We start from the raw sequence: 20,061 nt of genomic DNA, 5'->3' as shown, positions 1-20,061 counted from the left end.
ATTCAAAACTCATGACGCAAACTTCCTTGGGTACCCTTTACGGCCTTGGGATTGGCCCTGGTGATCCAGAACTCATAACGCTAAAGGCGCTGCGCCATTTGCAAGCAGCGCCAGTGGTGGCGTTTCCGGCTGGCCTCAAGGGTCAACTAGGGGTCGCTCAGCGGGCGATCGCCTCATGGATTTCGCCCCAGCAGCGCCAGTTACCGCTCTCCTTTCCCTACGTGCAAAACCAGGCTGAGCTAGAATCTGCTTGGCAGCAAGCGGCGCATCAGGTTTGGGGCTATTTACAGCAGGGTCAAGACGTCGCCTTTGCTAGCGAAGGCGATATCAGTTTTTACAGCACCTTCACCTATCTGGCTCAGACGCTACAGCACCTCTATCCCCAAAGCCAAATCGAAGCTGTACCAGGGGTTTGCTCACCTTTAGCCGCTGCGGCTGCGCTAGGGATACCGTTAACCATCCAAGCGCAAAAGCTGGCGGTGCTCCCAGCACTTTATGCCCCAACCCAAATTACGCAAGCGCTGGCTTGGGCAGATGTTATTGTTTTGATGAAAGTCAGCTCAGTTTACGCTGCGGTTTGGTCTATCTTGCAAACCCATCAGCTTTTAGAGCGCAGCTTTATTGTTGAGAATGCCACAAGATCGGATCAGGTGATCTATGCTGGTCTCAGTCAGTATCGAGATTTGAAGTTGCCTTACTTTTCGCTGCTCATTGTGCAGGTTAAACCAACCTAAAGCTGTTATTTAGCCAGTGATGAAGGCAACTTTTTGAAGGTAATTAAGGTCGGTTTGTTGGAAGCCAACCGGGGGTGACGAGCGATTCTTATGTTTTCGCGATTATCTGCTCTTAAATCTGTCAAGTACGGCAAATTGCTAGCGCCACTGCGGCAACCTACAGGAATTGCCGCCGCCGTTTCGGTTGGTATTCACGGCATTTTGTTTGCGGCGTCTCCCCACTTTACGTCGTTTTCGCTGGCGTCTTTAGCCGAGCCAGAAGCCTTAAGCGACGAACGCACGGTGCCGTTGGTGGAGCTATCGCCAGCAGAACAACAGCGCTTGCCAGACTTTTCCAACCCAACTTTTTCACTGCTACCTCAGCCCGGTTCACTAGGGGAATTGCAATTGCCCAATAGCCGTTCACCCGGCTCTACCGCTTACTTTTCAAACGGTCAATCAGCGCCTCCCAATCCGTTTTACTACAATCCGCCTTTGGGCAATACCAGCGTACGCGGCAACCCCTCAGGTTATTCAGGCGGCGGCACAGCCGGAAGACGCAGCAACTCCCAAGCTACAACCCGTTCCGGCCAGACTCAAATTCGTCCAGGGGCAACGGCTCCAGCCCCTGGCAATCAGGCCAGTCGCGGCTCTGCTAGCGAGGGCGTCAACGAAATTACGCCAGCAGAACTAGAGCGGCGCACCGTTGGCGTTGACAGCTTACAAATTGCAACTCGACCTTCTCAAAGTGCAGACGACCTGAGAACCGACAGAAATGGCTCAACGCGATCGCTTTCTAGCTCAGAAGCCAGCGCCGACCCAGCCGATCAAGCTGAAGCCGATCAGGATGAAGCCAACCCCCTCAGAGCAGAATTAGAAGCCTTTCAAGCCGCCTATACCTACAGCGAATCAGGTACCTCTGAAGCCGCGGCTGAAACGGCTTTAGCTGACTGGCTCTCTAACACCCAAGCCGAGCTAGAGATTAGTGAACTTCCCCTCCAGCCCGCCACCGAAATTCCCATTGCCTATCCGTTACGCATCTGTCTGCCTACCCCGCCGACGGCGGCTAGAGTAGGCATTTTAACCAATCCTGCCGGAGAAGCGGCGAGTGCTCCCGTCTTGCTGAAAAGTACGGGCTATCCGGGGCTAAACCAAAAAGCTTTGCAGGTGGTTGAAGAAGTTGATTTTGCGGCGGCTGAAGCTTACCAAGCCCACCAATTCTTAATTCCCGTGCGATACAACGAAGCTAACTGCACCGATCCTCAGGCGCTTTCGCAAGGCATTTCAACCGAGGCGGCTGAAGAATAAGCAAGTTGATGAGGCAAAGTCGGCGTTACCGTCTAGAGCAGATGTTTTGAGCAAATAGCTAGTAGCCGAGCCGAGTCAGGCGAAGCCAGCCTTGGCGGCAATAACGTAACGAAGTATTAACTTTATGAAGCATTAATTCACTTTCCGTAGCGCCTCTTTAACAAATGCTATTGTGCTCTCATCTAAATTTGTGAGCTAAATAACATGAAAGCTTCTTTATCCCGTACAGCGATTAGTCAAGCGCTGGGTTTGGGTTTGATTATGGCTTTAATGAGTGCGGGTTTGATTGGACTCATGTTTTTTGAAAGCCTGCCCAAGTAGCCGCTAATCAGGCGATCGCCGCTGATAGCAACTATGTCTTCCCAGGCTGACCTGCCTGGGAAAGTTGACTTTAAATGACTGTGTAAAGCTGTATAGGCTTATCGCTACACCCACGCGCCTAGCTATAGCCGCTTCAGTAGGCTTTTACCATGCGTATCGGTACCACAGGTGCGTAGCAAGCCATGCGATCGGGCTAAATATTCGACGGTGCGCGTTTTGTCCGGACTGGGTCGCCAGTGAGCGGGGTTGTCGTAGGCATAATAGGCTTCTGCCCCATCAATGCCCATTTGGGCTGCCGCCTGAATCAATTCCTCAGCAGAACGTCGATAGCGAGCAGGATGCGCTAAAACGGCCAGTCCATTGGCTTGCTGAATGGCTGCGATCACTTTTTGAGCCGCGCGATCGCTGTCGCGACGACTATAGCCTTGTAAGTAAGGCTGCATCGAAGGGTGATCGATATCAAAGGCATAGCCAAGAATATGAACCTCGGTTTCTAGCAGCAGGGCTGTAATCTCTACGCCTGACCACAGGCGAGGCAGAGCTGCTCGGCGACGAGACTTGCCTCGAATGGACGCAGGATGACGCCACTGCCAATCTTCTAGCCAAGCTTTGGCTCGACTATAGCCGCTGACGCTGTGATGATCGGTAATGGCATATTCTACCAATCCGATCGAAATTGCCTGCTCCACAAGCGCCTCTGGCTCTAGCTGCCCGTCTGAGCAAACCGTATGCATGTGAAAGTTGTAGCTATGGGGACAGCTCTGAGCGTCTACAGTTGCAAAAATTTGCCGAAGTGTCAGAGCGCCCTGCACTGCCACTGTTGAAACCAGGGCAGGATTAACCGACATAATTAAATAAACTAAGTTGACTTATCGCTTTTTTTATACTATATCCGCACTGGCAAAACGACCAGCTTAATTGTTCTATTCATCATTCAGCCCTGTAGACCCAGCTTGCAGACAAATTGGATACACCTTTCTACGGATAAGTGCTCAGTCAAAAAATATTTCTAAAAGAAAATTTCTAAAAGAAAAAATAAGGTCAACGTCCGATCAGTGGTTTGAGTCACGTTAAGGACGGTTAACCAATCGCCCTTAACGCTATAGCCAAACTTACGCGGCGTAGTTGAACAGCGTATCTAGGTAGACACGGGAAGCACGGCGATCGCCGTCGCTATTTTGTAACAAGAAAAGAGAGAGCGCAGCTGAGAAAACCCGGTCTTGATCCCACGCGGGATGGGTGTCTAAAAAGCACTTGAGGGACTCGTGCAGTTCTTCAGGAATCTCGGCCAAGATGCTAATCGTTGTGTTCATCAGGAACCTCAAAAGTTACGGCATGGAGCAAATTTTCAGGCAGATAAATCAATGGCTTTAAAGTTGGCACTGATTGACAGACAGCCCAAATCAGCGCCAAACTGGCCTGCACTCGTGCCTTTCCCGAAGCTGGGAAGCAAAAACACAAGCTGAGGGCGAAGCGCTTTCATCTGGTAGTCGCATCATTGTGCGCTATGGGGGGGTAGGGTTGTCAATGTTGCGAAGTATTGCAATAAACTTCAGATAAACTCAAGGTTTACGAGGCAATAGGTATTTCAGACAGTTTTTGCTTACATTACTTTATGAAGAAGCTGCTTTCCTGAGAAACAATTCGCCCTGCCTGAAAAATCCAAAGAAATCCGTGAGACTCTGATGCCAGCGTCAAAACCTGTGGAAAACTCTAAACAACCTGTGGAAAACTTTGGGGAAAGCTGTGGAAACTCTGTGGAATACATGGGGAAAACTCCGATAAAAAATAAGAAATGCAAAGTCTGGCGATTTCCAGACGTTTGTAAATTTTCCTGCTAGCGTTCTGAGCAACCTGCTCACTAGCCGAGGAGTAAAGACTGAGGCAAACGCCGCGCTTTACTCTGGCTAGGGCAGTTTTAGCTTTGCCAAACCCTGATAAGCAATGCCTACAGGCGTAATTTCAAAGCGACAGGGCAAGACTTCAACCCCAGCCGCGATCGCCAGCCGCAGCAGTTGCCCATACGCTGGATCAGCGCTATCACCAGGAGAAAACTCTAGGCAGTCTCCCCGATTGATGAAATACAGCATTACGGCTCTAGCGTCAGGCGGCAAAGCTGTGAGTTCTCGCAAGTGCTTTTGACCACGAGTGGTCACCGTATCTGGAAACAAAGCTTGTTTGCCCTGCGCCCAGGTGGTATTTTTAACTTCCACATAGGTGGGCATCCCTGCCGGATCCAATTCATTCAGCAGCAAAAAGTCGATGCGGCTTTTGCGATCGCGGCCATAAGGTACCTCAGCTTTAATGGCTGTGTAAGGCTCTAGCTGCGGCCACAGGTTGGCTTCTAAAGCGGCTCGCACAACCCGGTTGGGCAAAGCTGTATTGATTCCAACCCAAGTCGGCTGACTGTCGTTGACCTCGATTGCTTCCCAGGTGTATGCTAGCTTGCGCTTAGGATTCAGGCTGCGGGAAACTAAAACACGGCTACCAACCTGACAAACACCTGTCATCGGGCCTGTGTTGGGGCAATGAGCCGTGATCAGGCTGCCAGAATCCAGTTCAATATCGGCAAAGAAGCGCTTATAGCGTTTGACTAAAAGACCCGCTTCAAGTTGCGGATACGCATAAAACCATGAGGATGACATGTCCACCCCACCCCACGATACAACGCCCCTTAGGGTGGCATGACGCTAGCAAGGATTCAAGTCTCCGGTAAATGTAGGCGTTTTAGCTAGCTAGTTACTAATCGCAGTAAGCCTTTCAGCTCCAGCCAGCTAGCGCTGTCGGCGCTGGCTTAGCGGCTAAGTTGGTCAAAATTGTTTGTCAAGGAACATGACTGGTAACCGTTTTCGTAAATCTGTCGTTTTGGCATTATTGGGCAGTTCCCTGCTCTGGGGAGCTTGCGCAACTAACTCAGACCCATCAGCCACCCATAGATCTGCCTCCACCCCGGCCAGCGTAGAAGCTTTCACCGTCAGCGCTATTCCTGATCAAGATCCTGAAAAGCTACAGCGGCTCTATCCAAAGCTGGCTAACTATCTCACTGCCGAGCTAGGGGTTGCCGTTGAATATGTGCCCGTTACTGACTACACCGCCGCTGTTACAGCTTTCAAAGTAGGTGACTTAGATTTGGTTTGGTTTGGGGGGTTAACGGGGGTGCAAGCTCGGTTACAGGTCGCTGGGGCAACGGCGATCGCCCAGCGCGAAATTGACGCCGAGTTTCACAGCGTTTTTGTCGCCAATGCCGCTAGTGGGCTGACCCCTTTCAGTAACCTGGCTGACCTAGCGCAGCTCAAAGGCCATACCTTTACCTTTGGCAGCGAGTCTTCCACATCGGGTCGGTTAATGCCTCAGTATTTTCTCAAGCAGGCTGGGGTTGAGTTGAGCGATTTTGAAGGATCGGTCGGCTTTTCGGGAAATCATGATGCCACCATCAAGCTGGTGGAAGCAGGCACCTACGAAGTGGGGGTACTCAATGAGCAAGTTTGGCAAACCCGCTTGGCAGAAGGGGCGATCGATACCCGCCAGGTAGACGTGATTTGGCGTACCCCGGCTTACTATGACTATCACTGGGTGATTAATCCGGCTGTTGACGCCGAGTACGGTGAGGGCTTTGCGGCCAAGGTGCAGGCAGCTTTGCTCAACCTCGACGCCAACAACCCAGAACACCAAGAAATCCTAGCGCTGTTTGGCGCTCAGCGATTTATTGAAACTCAAAACAGCAACTACGACCAGATTGAGCAGGTCGCTCGAGAAATTGGCAAAATTCAGTAGGCTGTGGAGAGACGTACGGAGGGTAACCCCATATCTCCCCTGTTTGAACTGAGTCAAGTAAGCTGCCAGTTTGGCTCGCTCACAGCGCTAACGGCAATTTCACTCCAGATTTATCCGGGTGAACGAGTAGCCTTAGTTGGGCCAAGTGGGGCTGGTAAAAGTACGCTGCTGAGTTTGTTGAATGGTAGCTTAGTCCCCTCTCAAGGCCAGGTTCGCATAATGGGGCACAATTTGGCGCAGATGCCGCTGTTCAAACGGCGGCAAGTTCAGCGTCAAATCGGTACGGTTTATCAGCAGCATCACTTGATTAGTCATTTGGCCGTTGTCCACAACGTCAATGCAGGACATTTGGGGCGCTGGCCGCTATGGAAAGCAGTCTGGTCGCTTGTCTGGCCGCTTCAGGTTGAAGTAGCGACGCGGGCACTGGCACAAGTAGGCATTGCTGATAAGCTCTATGCCAGAACCGATCGCCTGTCGGGTGGGCAGCAGCAGCGGGTAGCACTGGCGCGAGTGCTGGTGCAAGATCCGGTCGCTATGTTGGCAGATGAACCGATCGCTAGCGTTGACCCTGAGCGATCGCGCGAGGTGATGGATTTGCTCAAACACCTGTGCGAAACCACCGACAAGACGTTGGTTGTGAGTCTCCATGATGTCAACTTTGCCCTCAGCCACTGCGATCGCCTGATTGGTTTACGGGCAGGCACCCTTTTGTTTGATTGCCCGGTGGCTGAGGCGAGCGATCGCCTATTTCAAGATCTCTATGCCTTGCCGACGGCCACGTCCTGACCACCGATTGAGCCATATTGGCTGGCTGGCAGGGACGCTGATCGCGATCGCTGTTTCTTTTGGCTTAACAGGCTGGGGACAGCGATCGCTGGTTAATCTGGGTGGCTGGCCCCAATTTTGGCAGTTTTTGCAAGCTAGCTGGCAGCCTGAACTCAGTCCAGAATTTTTGCACCTGATTGGCCAAGCTACGCTAGTTACCCTGGCCTACGCTGTTTGCGGAACAGTGCTGAGTTTGGCGCTAGGGCTGGTGGCGGGCATTTTGGCTTCGGCGGTCTGGTGGCGCACCCTTTGGCCTCAGCCGCAACGCTTTCATCCGGGCCAGCCCATCTGGCTGACGATCCGGGCTGCCCTAGCCGCTCCTCGGGCGATTCATGAACTGATTTGGGGTCTCTTTTTTCTTAACCTGCTGGGGCTAGATCCGCTGGTAGCAGTGCTGGCGATCGCTATTCCGTTTAGCGCCATTGTGGCCAAGGTGTTTTCTGAAATTTTGGATGAAACCCCTCACGAACCGCTGCAAGCGCTGATCAGTGCTGGGGTACCGCCGCTGAGTGCCTTTTGCTATGGTTTACTACCCCAAGCATTGCCCAACCTGCTGTCTTATAGCTTCTATCGGTTTGAGTGTTCGTTGCGCTCAGCGGCGATTTTAGGGGTCATTGGGGCAGGTGGCCTGGGTTATCAAATATTGCTCAGCCTGCAATCGCTGCGCTACCAAGAGTTGTGGACCAGCTTTTATGCGTTAATTCTGCTCAATGGCGCAGTCGATGCCTGGAGTGGGCTACTGCGCCGCCAGCTAGGGTTTACCAGTCGGCTAGATTTACAAACCCAGCCTCGCCAAAACGTCAGTTCCGTCAAAGCTCCCCAGTTGCCCTCCCGGCAATCTAGCAAATCAGGATCTGATCTAGGGCTACCGGGTTCCGCATCCGCCGCTAACGCGCTGATGCAAACGGCTGAAATGATCCCCTTGCACCCCCCACAAGCCAAAAGAAAGGCTAACAGATTTGCCCTGGGCGCTCTCCAGTTCCCTGGCAGCCATGCTGTCTTCGTCAACCTTTCTCTGATTGCGATCGCTCTGGCTATTCCGCTTTGCTTTTGGCGGCTATCACTCGATTGGCACCTGCTCGTCAGCGATCGCACGGGCAAACTGTTGCAGGCTATTCTGGCTGAAGCCCAGCCTAGAGGCCTAACATTCCAACAGCTATACACTCTTTTAGATCTGGCCGGACAAACTGTGGCGATGTCGGTATTGGCGATCGCTTTGGCCGGGTTGGGTGGCCTGGTTTTTTCTTTTTTGGCAGCGCAAACGATTTGGCTAGCCGGGGGGGTTTTGCAGCCCATCGGGCAAAAGGCGAACAGAAACTTAGCCGGATGGAGCATTTTAGGGCTGAGTCGGCTTACCCTTTTGGTCGCCAGAGCCATTCCCACCCCCATTTGGGCTTTGGTCTTGCTCTATCTGTTCTTTCCGGGGATTTTGCCGGGGGCGCTGGCGCTGGGGTTGCACAACTTTGGCATTTTGGGACGGCTGATGGCAGAGGTCAACGAAAATACAGACGACCGACCCGCGCGATCGCTGCGTACTGCTGGGGCTTCAGCCCTAGCAACCATTTTGTATGGCCTGCTGCCCGAAAATTTACCGCGATTTATCGCCTATACGCTCTATCGCTGGGAGGTTTGTTTGCGTGAAACCGCCGTGGTAGGTCTAGTAGGGGCAGGTGGCCTAGGGCGATTGCTAACTGAGCAACTAAGCAGCTTTGACTATGGCGGGCTAGTGATCACGCTGATAGCCTTTGTGCTGCTAACGTTTAGCGTCGATTTGATCAGTGCCGCCCTACGGCGAGCAGTGAGATAAAGGTTCCCTGACATAAGCAGGTTAGCCCTCTAGTTAAATGCCTCAGCAACGCGATCGCCCTGAAGTGCCTATGGGGGCAATTTTTTCAGTAAATCCAGCGAATTCTGCCCTCTAATCGAGCCTCCGCCCAAATCCGTACCCTGGCTTCGCTTCAAACACCCTTGAGGTTTCAGCCGTGTCCGGGGGCTGCTTTCCTAAAATTTAGCCAGCTCAAAATTAGCCTTGAGGGACATATAAGCCCAATGGCAGAGGTTAAACATAGGGTGCTGAATTAATTTATGAAGAAACGTTAAACTTTTTGTGAAGGAGAATAAAAGATGGTGACTATCCGATCTCGCCAAGTTGTTCAGGGTCTTGCGGCTCTGGCAGGTACGCTTGGCCTAGCGATCGCCGCTCCGGCGTCAGCCACTTCTGAAGCGGTGCAGTCGAATTTGACCTCGGCTGATACTTACGCCCAAAATTCTGAAGAACTCGATCCCACCGATCCCCGCGATCCGCTGCAAATGCCTGAACCAATGGAACCAGGCGCAGAAACTGAACCCATGAATCCTTTAGGCGAAAGCGATTCGAGTGATTCTACTCGTCCGACGGATCCAAGAGATCCTCTGCAGCAGGCTGACCCCACCGAGCCAGTCGAAAACAGAGCACCATTGGATCCTTCAGAAGGCATGGATCCGGCTGATTCTACTCGTCCGACGGATCCAAGAGATCCTCTGCAGCAGGCTGACCCCACCGAGCCAGTCGAAGACAGAGCGCCACTGGATCCTATGGAAGAACCTGGCCCCGCCGATTCGTTGCGTCCCACCGATCCGAGAGATCCACTGCAAACGCCTGAGCCAGCGGAGCAATCCCAACCCCAGGCAGTTGATACCAGCGGTATGACGATTGTTGAAATTGCTGCTAGCAATTCGGCATTTAACACCCTGGTTCAAGCCGTTCAGGCAGCAGAATTAGCAGGTACACTTTCGGGCGATGGGCCGTTTACCGTCTTTGCGCCGACGGATGCCGCTTTTGCTCAGTTGCCTGCAGGTGCCTTAGATCTGTTGCTGATGCCAGAAAATCAAGACTTGCTCCAACGCGTTCTGGAATACCACGTCGTTCCAGGTGAGGTGATGTCCAGCGACCTGTCAAGCGGTAAGGTGGAGTCTCTCAACGGCGGTTTAGCGGTGCTGGTGACCGACAGCAGCGTGATTGTCAACGATGCTAGCGTCGTACAGCCTGATATTCAGGCTAGCAACGGGGTGATTCACGTGGTTAGTCGGGTACTAATGCCCCGTAGTTTGCGCAACGACATCGTAGCTCGCCTAGGCAGCTAAACAATCCCTATTAATAAGCCCTATTAATAAGGCAGCAGGGGGCATTGCCAAAAACAAACCGCCCCTCTGCGCCAAAGCTTTGCTTTGCCAAAAGCAGCGATCGCTACGTCATGACTAGCCACGAAGAGAGGGAGAGATCCGTCTCCTCGTGGCTATTTGGGTTATTTAGGGGGAATAAAGCGGCTCACTAAGCCAGGTAAGTATAGCGGCTGAGGCTACGCTCGTAATTTTGCAAAAGCATTTGCGACTCCTGTAGCGTAATTTTTTGGTCTTGCAAGGCTCGCTCAGAGCGTCGCCGCAGTTGTTCAATCAGGTCTTCAGCGTCGTACTGCACATAGCCCAGCACTTCGTTCATAGTGTCGCCTTTAACCACATGTTCTACCTGGTAGCCTTTAGGCGTCAGGTGAATGTGGACAGCATTGGTATCGCCAAACAAATTATGCAAATTACCCATAATTTCCTGGTAAGCACCGTTGAGGAACATACCGAGATAGTAGGGTTCATTGGGGCGAAGGGGATGCAGCTCTAGCACCGATTTAACATCGCGCAGATCAATAAACTGTTCGATCTTGCCGTCGCTATCGCAGGTTAGATCGGCCAGCGTACCCCGGCAAGTGGGTTCTTCGTTGAGGCGATGAATCGGCAAAATGGGAAAAAGTTGACCAATAGCCCAACTGTCAGGAGCCGACTGAAACACCGACAAATTGACATAATAAATAGAGGCCATGATTTTTTCGAGATCTTCGAGATCGTCGGGAACATAGTCTTCATGGCGCACGATCGCTAAAATTCGCTCACAGCAAGCCCAAAACAGCCGCTCGGCTTTGGCTCGCTCTCGTAGTCCTAAATAGCCAAAGCTAAATAGACTGGTTGCTTCTTCTTTAAATTGCACAGCATCGTGGTAAGCCTCCTGGTAGTTGCGCGGATTGATGGCGGTATAGGTTTCGTAAAGGTTGCGCACAATCAGGTGATCGGCTTCGCTAGCAGGTTCTGGTGGGCCGCTGGGAACGTTGCTGGTACTGAGTACATCAAATACCAGAACAGATTGATGCGAAGCGATCGCCCGACCACTTTCGCTCACCAGCGTCGGTAGAGCCACACTGCTGGCGTCGCAAGCTTCTTTAATTTCAGCGACAACATCGTTGGCATAATTTTGGATGCTGTAGTTTTTAGAAGCGTGAAAATTGGTTTTGGAGCCGTCATAATCTACCCCTAGCCCGCCGCCCACATCGAGGTAGCCCATTTTAGCGCCGAGCTTGGCTAGCTCTACATAAATTTGAGCCGCTTCACGCAGGGCATCTTTGAGCGTGCTAATGGCTGAAATCTGAGAACCAATGTGGAAATGCAAGAGCTGCAAGCAGTCCAGCATATTAGCTGCTTTCAACCGTTCAACGGTGGTTAAAATTTCAAGTACAGTAAGGCCAAACTTAGCGCGATCGCCCGCGGATCCTCCCCAACGGCCCATACCTCTAGCGCTGAGCTTGGCGCGAACGCCCAAAATCGGCTTGATGTTAAGCCGCTGACTCGCCGCAATTACCAGATCGACTTCTTCTAGCTGCTCCAGCACAATAATAGGCGTTTGGCCCAAGCGCTGACTCAGCATGGCCGTTTCAATGTATTCCTGATCTTTATACCCATTACAGATCAGCAAAGCCCCTGGCGTATCTAAAGTAGCTAAAGCAATCATCAACTCTGGCTTTGAACCCGCTTCTAAACCAAAGCGGTGCGGCTTGCCAAAGCGCACCAGCGCTTCTACCAGGTGGCGCTGCTGGTTACACTTAACTGGAAAAACGCCGCGATACTCACCGCTGTAACGATACCGGGCGATCGCCTTGGCAAAACAAGCATTTAATCGCTCTAAGCGGTCTTCCAAAATATCGGAGAAACGAATCAGAATCGGCAGACTCAAATTGCGCTGCTTCAACGCTTCGACCAGTTCCAAAAGATCTAACGAGCCGCCGCGATCGCCTTTAGGAGAAACGGTAATGTGCCCTGCCGCATTAATCGAAAAATAGGGATCGCCCCAGCCTTGAATGCGGTAAAGCTCCTCGCTGTTTTCGAGCGTCCAAACGGGCTTGAGGGGTGAGGGCGGATTTAACCGTTCACTGGAAGCCTGGTACTTTTCCCGCAACAGTTCCACCTTTTGTTTAACTTCCATGAGCTACTCACTCCTAAAATGCGCCTACCGAGTAGACAGTTTATCTGGCTGAACTGCTCAGAAACCACCCCTAGACGAGAGATCCTGCCAGAAAATTTAGACCTGTTGCAGCCGCCGCAGACCAGGCCACGCTAGGAGGCTTAGAGCCATTCGACTAAGTCTCTCCGTAAAATCACGCTGTCTGAATTGAAAAAACCGTAGCTAAATTAAAAAACTACGAGTATTTTGTGAACTTTCCATGAACGGCCTTGTAAGCTTTGCTCAACTTTTCCTAACCTTGATTAAAGTATCATCTAAACTTTACGAAAAAGACCTGATTTCTCCGTCAGGGTGCCTAAGCGGTAAAGTCTGCTGACCTGCTCGTAATATCTGTAGGCAAGTATTTTATGGCATCCCCCAAGTTATCTACTTCTCGAGTACTGACTGCTGACCGCCCGCTTTCTGTAGCTGAGCGGGGGAGAACTTCACGTAGCAGTCGGATTGTGGCCAGTTTGTTACTGGATATTGCCTGGATTTTAGCTGCTACCGCGATCGCCTATGGCCTAAGTAGCGCGATCGCATTAGTAGCAGATCTCGGTATTGGTAGCACCCTGTCAATGGCCTCCATTCAATGGATCTCCACCTTTGTCACCCTAGCCAGTGCCCTGCTCTTTATGTTTCAAGACCTGGTGCGGTTGTTTAGCCGACGGCTTTATCTACCGCTCGAATATTCTGCGACTAAAGCTAGCAGCATCTATTGGCAACGGTTACAAGTTTCGCTACTGGCGATTTCTTTTAGCCTCATCTTAATCGTCGTCGGCATTGCGTTTCCGCGAATGGTGCTGGTTTCGCGGTTGTTTATTGCTACCGTATTTGCACTGACGATTCTAGCGGTTCGCAAAAGTATTCCTGTAGCGAAGGCAGGCTTTATCACTTCGGCAGGTATTTTTGTAGCCACGGTGATCACAATCTTTGTGGTCAAAGTCACTTTAGGATCTGAGGCAAAGTCCGGTTCTCTTACCTATCCCGCGCCGCAATCAGAACGCCTCAGCTAGCGTTTTAGCTTTTGGGGGCTATGAACATCCGCCACCCCCCGTAGCGCGACTACCTTAGTGGCTATAGCTATAACCCTCTCTACTTAAATTGGCAGCAGACCTAGATTTCTCGTAAGCCAAAACAACGTCAATTCGTCAATTTTTCTGAGACTGACCAAAGAAGAACAAGTCAACCCAGCTAGTGATTGACTCACCGCCAACAATATTACCCTTCTTGCTGTTGGTGTCGCTCGGCCAGTTTTAGCAAAATTTCGGCGTGAACCGTACGGGTAATTGGGTAAAAGTAGGCCAAAATTAAGCCCAGCACCAGACAAATGGTGGGCAGCGGCCCGATAGAAATTCGAATTGCTAACAGGGCTGAATCGGGCTGAATCGGAATTGGCTGTCCGGCTACACTTTCTTGAAATCCAGAAATCTCTAGCGCTTGGCCTACTAAAAACAAACCAATCGCTAGGCCAATTTTTTGCAACAGCACCATAAAACCGTAAAAGACGCCTTCCCGCCGTTTTCCGGTTTGCAACTCGTCTAGGTCAATCACATCGGGCATCATTGACCAGGGAATCAAATAGGCCGTAGAAACACCCAAACCAGCCACAACAGCCAGCCCATACATAAGGCCAATCTGATCGGGCTGAAGAAAAAACAAACCCGCTTGGGCAGCAATCCAAAGCACCATACCCATAAAGTAAACCGCCTTTTTACCCACCCGATGGCTAATGGCATCCCAAACGAACAGCATAATTAAAGCGGTTCCTTGAACGGCCAAGGCAACCTGAGTAAAAACGGCGGCTGGTTGCCCCATCCAGTTGACGACAAAGTAGGGAATAATGGCGGCTGTCACCTGTACCCCCAGCCAAGAGCAGAGATAAATCCCAATAACGTACAAAAAGGGGCGATTGCGAAAGGCAATTCTTAGCTGTTCGGCAAAAGGGGTATTGTCAGCGGCTTGCTCTCCTTGATCGCGACCTGTCGCTGCATAGCTGCGGCTCCAGGTGCCCCAAACGCACCAAAACAGTGAAGCAATAGACAAAACTGCACAAATGCTGGCTAACGCTACATACTGACCAACCGGATTGCCTGCTAGCTGCGAAAAAATAATTTGCGCCAGTATCAGCGAAACAATGCTACCCCCCAGAGAAAAGGCAAAGCGAAAGCTATTGAGACTGGTACGTTCGTTGTAGTCTTGGGTTAGCTCTGGGGTTAAAGCGGTATAGGGCAGGTTGACGGCGGTATAGGCCACATTGAAGAGAATGGACACTAAAACATAGTATGCAAACAACACCCAGGCATTGGTAGACGGTACCAACCACTGCACAATAAACAGCAAGCCAAAAGGCACTGCGCCAAATATCATCCAGGGATAGCGGCGACCCCAGCGAGATTGGGTGCGATCGCTTAGCACCCCCACAATGGGGTCGTTAATCGCATCCCAGACTTTACCAATCAGCAAAATACTGCCAGCCAAAGCCGGATTCAGCCCCGCCACGTTAGTAAAGAAAAACAGCAGAAAAAAAGCCAGGATGTTGGCCGTCATCGCTGGGCCTAAGTCCCCTGCGCCATAGGCAAGCTTGGTCGTCAAGCTGAGTTTAGCCACGGGATTACTAGCTGAGCCAGAATCTGCTGAAGAACGGGTCATAGCCTTGAGCCATAAACAATAAATGCGCCAGTGCGATCGCCCCCTGTTTCTAAACCGATTAGCTGAACACGAAGTCACTGCTTTCGGATAAGATTGGGGTTTATCTTGCCCTTCGGCGCTCCCCTATTATCGATAGACGATGTCCGATCTGTATATCACTTGGTCAGACTACCACCAAAAAATTGAGCAACTGGCGCTACAAATTTACGAATCCGGCTGGCAGTTCAATCAAATTGTCTGCTTAGCCAAAGGCGGTTTGCGCATTGGTGACATTCTCTGCCGCTTGTTTGATCTGCCCCTGGCCATTCTTTCAACAGCTTCTTACAGCGGCCCCGAAAAGCAAAACCGAGGAGCCATCACCTTCTCACGCGATCTGAGCATGACAACGGCGAATTTGGGCAATCGGGTTCTCGTGGTTGATGATTTAGTGGATTCAGGCTTTAGCCTAGAGCGCTCCCTGGTATGGCTCGATCGCAAGTACGGTTTCTACATTGATGAAATGCGCACAGCGGTGCTTTGGTACAAAGCCTGTTCGCTCATCAAGCCTGACTACTATATAGACTATCTACCCAACAACCCCTGGATTCATCAGCCTTTTGAAAAGTATGAACGTCTAGGGCCAAAACAACTGGCCGCTAGCTACACTCAGGCTGAATCGGCTGACGCTTCGAAGTTTTCATAAACAGAACTTCAAGCATTCGAGGCGCAACCATCTCTAGCAATAGCCCAGCCCGGGTCAGCTTTGCTTAAAAAGCGGAGCCAATCCATGTTCTGCGCCTAAACAGGGGAGCAGGATTTGAAGCGGGAGCTAAAAAAACGGGATACCCCAGTTCTTTTTCCCAAAGTAGAAAAAGAGGCATTAGAGCAGACTGAAGACCTTCGCCCGCTCTGGGCGAGGGCGTTAGAGTGAGCGTCTAAAAGTGAATTGTTACCAACATAACCGTAAAGATAACTTTGATATCTTTGTCGGCGTATGCAGCGGTTCGATAGCAGTCAGGGCAGCTACTATCCCTGACGAATAAAACAGTCACAGCGCGTACCTTGAGAGATAGCAATAGTTGCCACAACCCTGATTGAGCGCTGTCAAGCATTAGCAGAATAGCTTGATTTGGTTGATCCAACTCACGCGATTTGTTAACCGCCAATAGCAGCCAATGACAACGGCTCAGCAGATAGACCTGAAAGCAGGTTTGTACTTAATAATCGAAGTTGTTGATAGCCGTGAATATACGGATACTCGATTTCAGTAATCCCCCTCAAGTCATTTTTAGACAAATCAGCAAAACTAATATCACACACAGAAAGCTCCTCTCAAGAACAAAACAATGCTCTATTTTTTGCCGGCTTCTTTTGTTTTTTCGGTCATGGTTTATGGGTTTGCTAAGGATGAATCTGCCGCTAAAAACGATTTAGGACTTTGGTTTGTGATTCTACTAGCGACTATTTTGTGGCCTGTGACTTTACCTTCTATCCTGCTCAAGAAAGTCTTCCAAAAAGCCGCTCCAGAAAACGAAGCAGAGTGGGTTTCAGTTTAGTTAGGTTGATTAAAAAACACGAAATTCTAGCAAAAATAAATATCTTTAAGCCCGTTTGACAACTCAGCGTCACGGGCTTTTTAGCTTTTGGCTGCTCGGATGCCTCTAGCTCAGCGATCGCCAAAGTGCAGAAGGCTGAGGGCAGAAGAAAAGCTTTTCTATCAGCGGCTTGCAATCGTTGAAGCGTGTCAGCGCTAGTAGCGACAGTCGGGCAACAATTTTCTTAAAAAAGAATCGCTCTAAAGACGGGCAAGAGGCAAAGTTCTCCGTTGCAAACCTTTCACTCAAACCGGGTAGCCACCACGCTAGGCTGAGGAAGAAGCGTTTTCAACTGGGAGCGAGAGATAGCTGTGTTTACCGATTTTGATCGCACCATGATGCAGCGCTGCCTAACCTTGGCTCAGCAAGCAGCAGGCTACACCGCCCCGAATCCCCTGGTGGGGTCGGTGATTACCCAAGAGGCTACGATCGTCGGTGAAGGCTTTCATCCCCAAGCGGGACAACCCCATGCTGAAGTGTTTGCCCTAAGGGCAGCGGGCGATCGCGCTGTTGGAGCAACTCTTTACGTCAACTTAGAACCGTGTAATCACTATGGCCGTACACCCCCCTGCACAGAGGCCATTATTCAGGCTGGCATTCGCCAGGTCTATGTGGGGATGGTGGATCCTGATGAGCGCGTATCCGGTCGGGGTATCAACCGTTTGCGTCAAGCGGGGCTAGAAGTTTTTGTCGGCTTAGAAGCAGCGGCTTGCCAGCAGATCAATGAAGCGTTTGTTCATCGAGTTCAGCATCGCCAGCCTTTTGGCATTTTGAAGTATGCCATGACTTTAGATGGCAAAATCGCGGCTGCTTCTGGTCATAGCGCCTGGGTAACAGGCCCGGAAGCCAGAGCTACCGTTCATCAACTGCGGGCAATTTGTGATGCTGTTATTGTCGGTGGTAATACGGTGCGGCGCGACAATCCTCACCTAACCAGTCATGGACAAAGCGATCGCAATCCCCTGCGTATCGTCATGAGCCAGCAGTTGAACTTGCCCAAAACCGCCCACCTCTGGCAGGTAGAGGAAGCCAAGACTCTAGTTTTAACTGAAACCGAGGCTAATTTGCCGTTTCAAGCATATCTGCGTCAGCAAGGTGTTGAAGTCGTCACGCTGCCTACACTTACCCCGGCCACTGCAATGGACTATCTGTATCAGCGAGAATTGCTGTCAGTGCTTTGGGAGTGTGGCGGACAGCTAGCCGCCGCAGCGATCGCAGCGGGTGCTGTGCAAAAAGTTTGGGCTTTTGTTGCCCCTAAAATTATCGGCGGTCAGAACGCGCCTACCCCAGTAGGAGACTTAGGCTTGGACAAGATGACCCAAGCACTCAAGTTAGAGCGGTTAAGCTGGCAGTCGGTAGGGGCTGATTTATTGATTGAAGGCTATTTGACTTAGTCTCGCAATGGTACTTCTGTAACCACAGGAATACTCAAGCTATTGGCCGCTAAATAGCTAGCAACGGCGCGACTCCGCATGATTGTGTCGAGTGCTTGACGGAGATCTTCGCGCCCGCGAAAGCTATCTAGCCGTTCACAAACTTCACCGTCTTCGATAAACAGCAACGTTGGTAAAGTGGTGAGTCGATAAAAGTTAGCAAGTTTGAGGTTTTCATCTGCGTTAACATCGACCACCCTGACTTTGCCTTCCCACTCTGCCTGAAAGCTATTCAGTAGAGGTTTGAGCATTCGACATAGCCCACACCAAGGTGCCCAAAAATGCACTAAAACAGGAATAGAAGACTGCAAAACCTGATTTTTAAATGTTTTATCGTTGACAGATGAGGACATTGTCTCAGTTAAATTAGGTTGATGAATAAACGCTGCTTTAAGGCTTGGGATCATTATAAAGTGGGCAGACCATAAAAAAATACTTATGCTTTGAGATTTGTTGGGTTCTGGTAACATCGCCTGAGCCAAGAAGGCTCTGCTTTTACAGCGCTTGGAGAACCTGACCAATAAGCTACCAGCCAGTTGCCCGTGTGGCGCGAATCAGAAGCGGATGTGCCCACCAAAACAGCAGCACAAAAGCGCTCACCCCTAGGTAAGCAGGTCGGATAAATTCTTGCAGTTTTAGGGATTGCTTTCCCTGCACAATCGCCTTAAACGGGATCACCGAGGTTCGCTGTCTGAGCGCTTCAAAGGCTTCTCCGTAGCGATCGCGCCAACGGCGATCGCCGTGCCAAACAGCAAAGAGGTGGTGCAAAATCAGCCCAGCGCAGGTCACCACCATAAACGACGTCCCCAGCCAGAGCGCATGGGCTACGCACCAAATGACCTGCCCCACCATTTGGGGATGGCGGGTAATGCGAATGATGCCTGTTTCGTAGAGATGAACCTGCGGCTTGGCGATCGCGGCGACTTCTAACAGGTTAAAGGTAGCCGGATAGAGAAAAAGAAAGGAAATTGCCGACAGTAGCCACACGGTTGTCTGTATGCCTACTGTGCCTTGGAGGTTCCACAGCCGCAAACCATCGTAACGGTGATTAATGAAATAGATAATCAGTACTGACGCTAGCGGTAGGCTAACCAGCGCAAACAAAACCCGGTAGGCTCGAGGCCCTATCAGAGCTTCGCCTTTGGGTCTAAGAGCCGCTAAGCCACTGTGGGCGATCGCAAACACCAGCAATAGCCCCAACATGACAAAGTGACTAGCCGTTAACCAAGAAAAATCAGTCATTGCCGAGTATCGTAAGATTTGTTTTTGGGATTCAACCAATCTGTATCAGCAGCCAGCCTAGCCCAATGGCGATCCCAGCGCCGAGCAAGGTATTGATTATATTAACCACTTCATTGGTGAGCCAGTCAAAGCGTTCTTGTAGCGTCGCCCCGATCAAGCTTTCTAAGTTTGTGGCTATAAAAGCAGCCACCAGGCAAATCCCAATTCCCCCCACCGGGATCAACCCCACCCACCACCCTAACAAAGCAATCACGCCAGAAGCGATCGCACCCGCTAAGGTGCCCTCAAGGCTAACGGCTCCCTCCGTTCCGGCGGCTACGGGTTGCAGTGTGGTAATTAAAAAGGTGCGTTTGCCATAGGCTTTGCCCACTTCGCTGGCACAGGTATCAGAGAGCTTAGTGCTAAAGCTAGCCACATAGCCAAGTCCCAATAGAGCCATCCCCCACGACCGCCCCGGTTCGCTGCCCCAGTTTGCCAGCAGCCAGCTACCCACAGCACAAAGCGTAGCCGTCAGCGCCGATCCCCAAACGTTTTCAGGGCCACGCGCTCCAGAGCGCTTTTCAGCAATCCCGGCGGCCTCCTTTTGAGCCATGCCAATCCGGGTGACAGCAGATCCCGCTAAAAAGTAGACCATTACCACGCTATAACCCGGCCCACCCAAACATCCCCAAACTAAAACGCCCAGCAGCCAAGCATGTAGATAGCCCGCCGGCGTTAGTAGTTTTTTAGGCAAAAACCAGGCGATCGCTAGCAATAGGCTATTTAGCCCTATCGCTATCCACCAAGCGTTTAAAGCGGGCAAAATTGGCATAGCAGTCCAAGATCAACAGTGCTACAACAGCAGTCTAAACCCTAACGCTCGATCTAAGATAAACCTAGCGATCGCTTACGAAATACTGCCATTGTTATTGGTCGCGAGC

The 20,061-nt window shown here is 51.1% G+C and carries 19 protein-coding genes; 10 read left to right on the top strand and 9 right to left on the bottom strand.

All coding sequences use genetic code 11. The features are described from left to right. Nucleotides 1–11: 11 nt before the first annotated feature. Both ACTS3T_RS16280 and ACTS3T_RS16275 read left to right on the top strand, forming a co-directional pair. Nucleotides 12–734 carry a precorrin-2 C(20)-methyltransferase gene (locus ACTS3T_RS16280; protein ID WP_377966576.1) on the top strand — a complete coding sequence of 241 codons (723 nt, stop codon included), beginning with the start codon at nt 12–14 and terminating at the stop codon, nt 732–734. A gap of 90 nt (nt 735–824) precedes the next feature. After that, entirely contained in the window at nt 825–2,021 is a 1,197-nt protein-coding gene (locus tag ACTS3T_RS16275; RefSeq protein WP_377966574.1) for an energy transducer TonB family protein, read from the top strand. A 443-nt stretch (nt 2,022–2,464) separates the two neighbouring features. Here ACTS3T_RS16275 and ACTS3T_RS16270 read toward each other — a convergent pair whose 3' ends face one another. The 3 genes from ACTS3T_RS16270 to sfsA form a co-directional block, all read right to left on the bottom strand. Then, nucleotides 2,465–3,190, bottom strand: coding sequence for a PHP domain-containing protein (locus ACTS3T_RS16270; RefSeq protein ID WP_377966572.1), 726 nt, complete (start codon nt 3,188–3,190; stop codon nt 2,465–2,467). A 264-nt stretch (nt 3,191–3,454) separates the two neighbouring features. Continuing rightward, nucleotides 3,455–3,655: a DUF2811 domain-containing protein gene (locus tag ACTS3T_RS16265; RefSeq protein WP_377966570.1), complete on the bottom strand. Its 201-nt coding sequence runs from the start codon at nt 3,653–3,655 to the stop codon at nt 3,455–3,457. 594 nt (nt 3,656–4,249) lie between these two features. Next, on the bottom strand, nt 4,250–4,987 hold the full coding sequence (sfsA, locus tag ACTS3T_RS16260; RefSeq protein WP_377966568.1) for a DNA/RNA nuclease SfsA: 738 nt from the start codon (nt 4,985–4,987) through the stop codon (nt 4,250–4,252). A 187-nt stretch (nt 4,988–5,174) separates the two neighbouring features. On the opposite strand from sfsA, the gene ACTS3T_RS16255 reads away from it, so the two are divergent. The 4 genes from ACTS3T_RS16255 (at nt 5,175) to ACTS3T_RS16240 (ending at nt 10,064) form a co-directional block, all read left to right on the top strand. Beyond that, the gene (locus ACTS3T_RS16255; RefSeq protein ID WP_377966566.1) at nt 5,175–6,116 is read left to right on the top strand and encodes a putative selenate ABC transporter substrate-binding protein; all 942 of its coding nucleotides are present in this window, start codon (nt 5,175–5,177) and stop codon (nt 6,114–6,116) included. Nucleotides 6,117–6,119: 3 nt separating this feature from the next. After that, nucleotides 6,120–6,902: a phosphonate ABC transporter ATP-binding protein gene (locus ACTS3T_RS16250; protein ID WP_377966564.1), complete on the top strand. Its 783-nt coding sequence runs from the start codon at nt 6,120–6,122 to the stop codon at nt 6,900–6,902. Continuing rightward, nucleotides 6,877–8,748, top strand: a complete 1,872-nt coding sequence (locus tag ACTS3T_RS16245) for a PhnE/PtxC family ABC transporter permease (RefSeq protein WP_377966562.1) — start codon at nt 6,877–6,879, stop codon at nt 8,746–8,748. Before ACTS3T_RS16250 ends, ACTS3T_RS16245 begins: the two co-directional genes overlap by 26 nt. A 317-nt stretch (nt 8,749–9,065) precedes the next feature. Then, the gene (locus tag ACTS3T_RS16240) at nt 9,066–10,064 is read left to right on the top strand and encodes a fasciclin domain-containing protein (protein ID WP_377966560.1); all 999 of its coding nucleotides are present in this window, start codon (nt 9,066–9,068) and stop codon (nt 10,062–10,064) included. 187 nt (nt 10,065–10,251) lie between these two features. Here ACTS3T_RS16240 and speA read toward each other — a convergent pair whose 3' ends face one another. After that, nucleotides 10,252–12,222 carry a biosynthetic arginine decarboxylase gene (speA, locus tag ACTS3T_RS16235; RefSeq protein WP_377966558.1) on the bottom strand — a complete coding sequence of 657 codons (1,971 nt, stop codon included), beginning with the start codon at nt 12,220–12,222 and terminating at the stop codon, nt 10,252–10,254. A gap of 386 nt (nt 12,223–12,608) precedes the next feature. Between speA and ACTS3T_RS16230 the strand changes: the two genes are divergently transcribed. Further along, entirely contained in the window at nt 12,609–13,256 is a 648-nt protein-coding gene (locus tag ACTS3T_RS16230) for a hypothetical protein (protein ID WP_377966556.1), read from the top strand. Nucleotides 13,257–13,461: 205 nt separating this feature from the next. Here the strand turns inward: ACTS3T_RS16230 and ACTS3T_RS16225 are convergent, their stop codons facing one another. Next, the gene (locus ACTS3T_RS16225) at nt 13,462–14,892 is read right to left on the bottom strand and encodes an MFS transporter (protein WP_377966554.1); all 1,431 of its coding nucleotides are present in this window, start codon (nt 14,890–14,892) and stop codon (nt 13,462–13,464) included. Nucleotides 14,893–15,031: 139 nt separating this feature from the next. Between ACTS3T_RS16225 and ACTS3T_RS16220 the strand changes: the two genes are divergently transcribed. Next, nucleotides 15,032–15,574, top strand: coding sequence for a phosphoribosyltransferase (locus tag ACTS3T_RS16220; RefSeq protein ID WP_377966552.1), 543 nt, complete (start codon nt 15,032–15,034; stop codon nt 15,572–15,574). Nucleotides 15,575–16,026: 452 nt separating this feature from the next. On the opposite strand, the gene ACTS3T_RS16215 is transcribed toward ACTS3T_RS16220, so the two are convergent. Continuing rightward, nucleotides 16,027–16,191 carry a hypothetical protein gene (locus ACTS3T_RS16215; RefSeq protein WP_377966550.1) on the bottom strand — a complete coding sequence of 55 codons (165 nt, stop codon included), beginning with the start codon at nt 16,189–16,191 and terminating at the stop codon, nt 16,027–16,029. Nucleotides 16,192–16,217: 26 nt separating this feature from the next. Between ACTS3T_RS16215 and ACTS3T_RS16210 the strand changes: the two genes are divergently transcribed. Continuing rightward, on the top strand, nt 16,218–16,427 hold the full coding sequence (locus ACTS3T_RS16210; RefSeq protein WP_377966548.1) for a hypothetical protein: 210 nt from the start codon (nt 16,218–16,220) through the stop codon (nt 16,425–16,427). 374 nt (nt 16,428–16,801) lie between these two features. Next, complete coding sequence (ribD, locus tag ACTS3T_RS16205) at nt 16,802–17,860, top strand: bifunctional diaminohydroxyphosphoribosylaminopyrimidine deaminase/5-amino-6-(5-phosphoribosylamino)uracil reductase RibD (protein WP_377966602.1); 1,059 nt, start codon at nt 16,802–16,804, stop codon at nt 17,858–17,860. Here the strand turns inward: ribD and ACTS3T_RS16200 are convergent. The 3 genes from ACTS3T_RS16200 to ACTS3T_RS16190 all read right to left on the bottom strand — a co-directional run bounded on the left by ACTS3T_RS16200 (nt 17,857) and on the right by ACTS3T_RS16190 (nt 19,952). Next, on the bottom strand, nt 17,857–18,252 hold the full coding sequence (locus ACTS3T_RS16200; RefSeq protein ID WP_377966546.1) for a thioredoxin family protein: 396 nt from the start codon (nt 18,250–18,252) through the stop codon (nt 17,857–17,859). The two genes, ribD and ACTS3T_RS16200, sit on opposite strands and share 4 nt — an antisense overlap. A gap of 172 nt (nt 18,253–18,424) precedes the next feature. Continuing rightward, a complete protein-coding gene (locus tag ACTS3T_RS16195) occupies nt 18,425–19,141 on the bottom strand; it encodes an NnrU family protein (RefSeq protein WP_377966544.1) in 717 nt (238 codons plus the stop codon). 31 nt (nt 19,142–19,172) lie between these two features. Further along, nucleotides 19,173–19,952 (bottom strand): TIGR00297 family protein, encoded by a 780-nt coding sequence (locus tag ACTS3T_RS16190; protein WP_377966542.1) that lies wholly within the window; start codon nt 19,950–19,952, stop codon nt 19,173–19,175. Nucleotides 19,953–20,061: the final 109 nt, after the last annotated feature.

The sequence above is a fragment of the Almyronema sp. genome (assembly GCF_052168255.1).
Lineage (GTDB): Bacteria > Cyanobacteriota > Cyanobacteriia > Phormidesmidales > Phormidesmidaceae > Sphaerothrix > Sphaerothrix epifaneia.
Note: the sequence above shows the minus strand (reverse complement) of the source record. Positions and strands in the feature narration are given on the sequence as shown.

Excerpts from the sequence above, each read along its gene's own strand:
- ACTS3T_RS16280 (WP_377966576.1), top strand. The coding sequence starts at position 12 with ATGACGCAAACTTCCTTGGGTACCCTTTACGGCCTTGGGATTGGCCCT.
- ACTS3T_RS16275 (WP_377966574.1), top strand. The coding sequence starts at position 825 with ATGTTTTCGCGATTATCTGCTCTTAAATCTGTCAAGTACGGCAAATTG.
- ACTS3T_RS16270 (WP_377966572.1), bottom strand. The coding sequence starts at position 3,190 with ATGTCGGTTAATCCTGCCCTGGTTTCAACAGTGGCAGTGCAGGGCGCT.
- ACTS3T_RS16265 (WP_377966570.1), bottom strand. The coding sequence starts at position 3,655 with ATGAACACAACGATTAGCATCTTGGCCGAGATTCCTGAAGAACTGCAC.
- sfsA (WP_377966568.1), bottom strand. The coding sequence starts at position 4,987 with ATGTCATCCTCATGGTTTTATGCGTATCCGCAACTTGAAGCGGGTCTT.
- ACTS3T_RS16255 (WP_377966566.1), top strand. The coding sequence starts at position 5,175 with ATGACTGGTAACCGTTTTCGTAAATCTGTCGTTTTGGCATTATTGGGC.
- ACTS3T_RS16245 (WP_377966562.1), top strand. The coding sequence starts at position 6,877 with ATGCCTTGCCGACGGCCACGTCCTGACCACCGATTGAGCCATATTGGC.
- ACTS3T_RS16240 (WP_377966560.1), top strand. The coding sequence starts at position 9,066 with ATGGTGACTATCCGATCTCGCCAAGTTGTTCAGGGTCTTGCGGCTCTG.
- speA (WP_377966558.1), bottom strand. The coding sequence starts at position 12,222 with ATGGAAGTTAAACAAAAGGTGGAACTGTTGCGGGAAAAGTACCAGGCT.
- ACTS3T_RS16230 (WP_377966556.1), top strand. The coding sequence starts at position 12,609 with ATGGCATCCCCCAAGTTATCTACTTCTCGAGTACTGACTGCTGACCGC.
- ACTS3T_RS16225 (WP_377966554.1), bottom strand. The coding sequence starts at position 14,892 with ATGACCCGTTCTTCAGCAGATTCTGGCTCAGCTAGTAATCCCGTGGCT.
- ACTS3T_RS16220 (WP_377966552.1), top strand. The coding sequence starts at position 15,032 with ATGTCCGATCTGTATATCACTTGGTCAGACTACCACCAAAAAATTGAG.
- ACTS3T_RS16210 (WP_377966548.1), top strand. The coding sequence starts at position 16,218 with ATGCTCTATTTTTTGCCGGCTTCTTTTGTTTTTTCGGTCATGGTTTAT.
- ribD (WP_377966602.1), top strand. The coding sequence starts at position 16,802 with ATGATGCAGCGCTGCCTAACCTTGGCTCAGCAAGCAGCAGGCTACACC.
- ACTS3T_RS16200 (WP_377966546.1), bottom strand. The coding sequence starts at position 18,252 with ATGTCCTCATCTGTCAACGATAAAACATTTAAAAATCAGGTTTTGCAG.
- ACTS3T_RS16195 (WP_377966544.1), bottom strand. The coding sequence starts at position 19,141 with ATGACTGATTTTTCTTGGTTAACGGCTAGTCACTTTGTCATGTTGGGG.
- ACTS3T_RS16190 (WP_377966542.1), bottom strand. The coding sequence starts at position 19,952 with ATGCCAATTTTGCCCGCTTTAAACGCTTGGTGGATAGCGATAGGGCTA.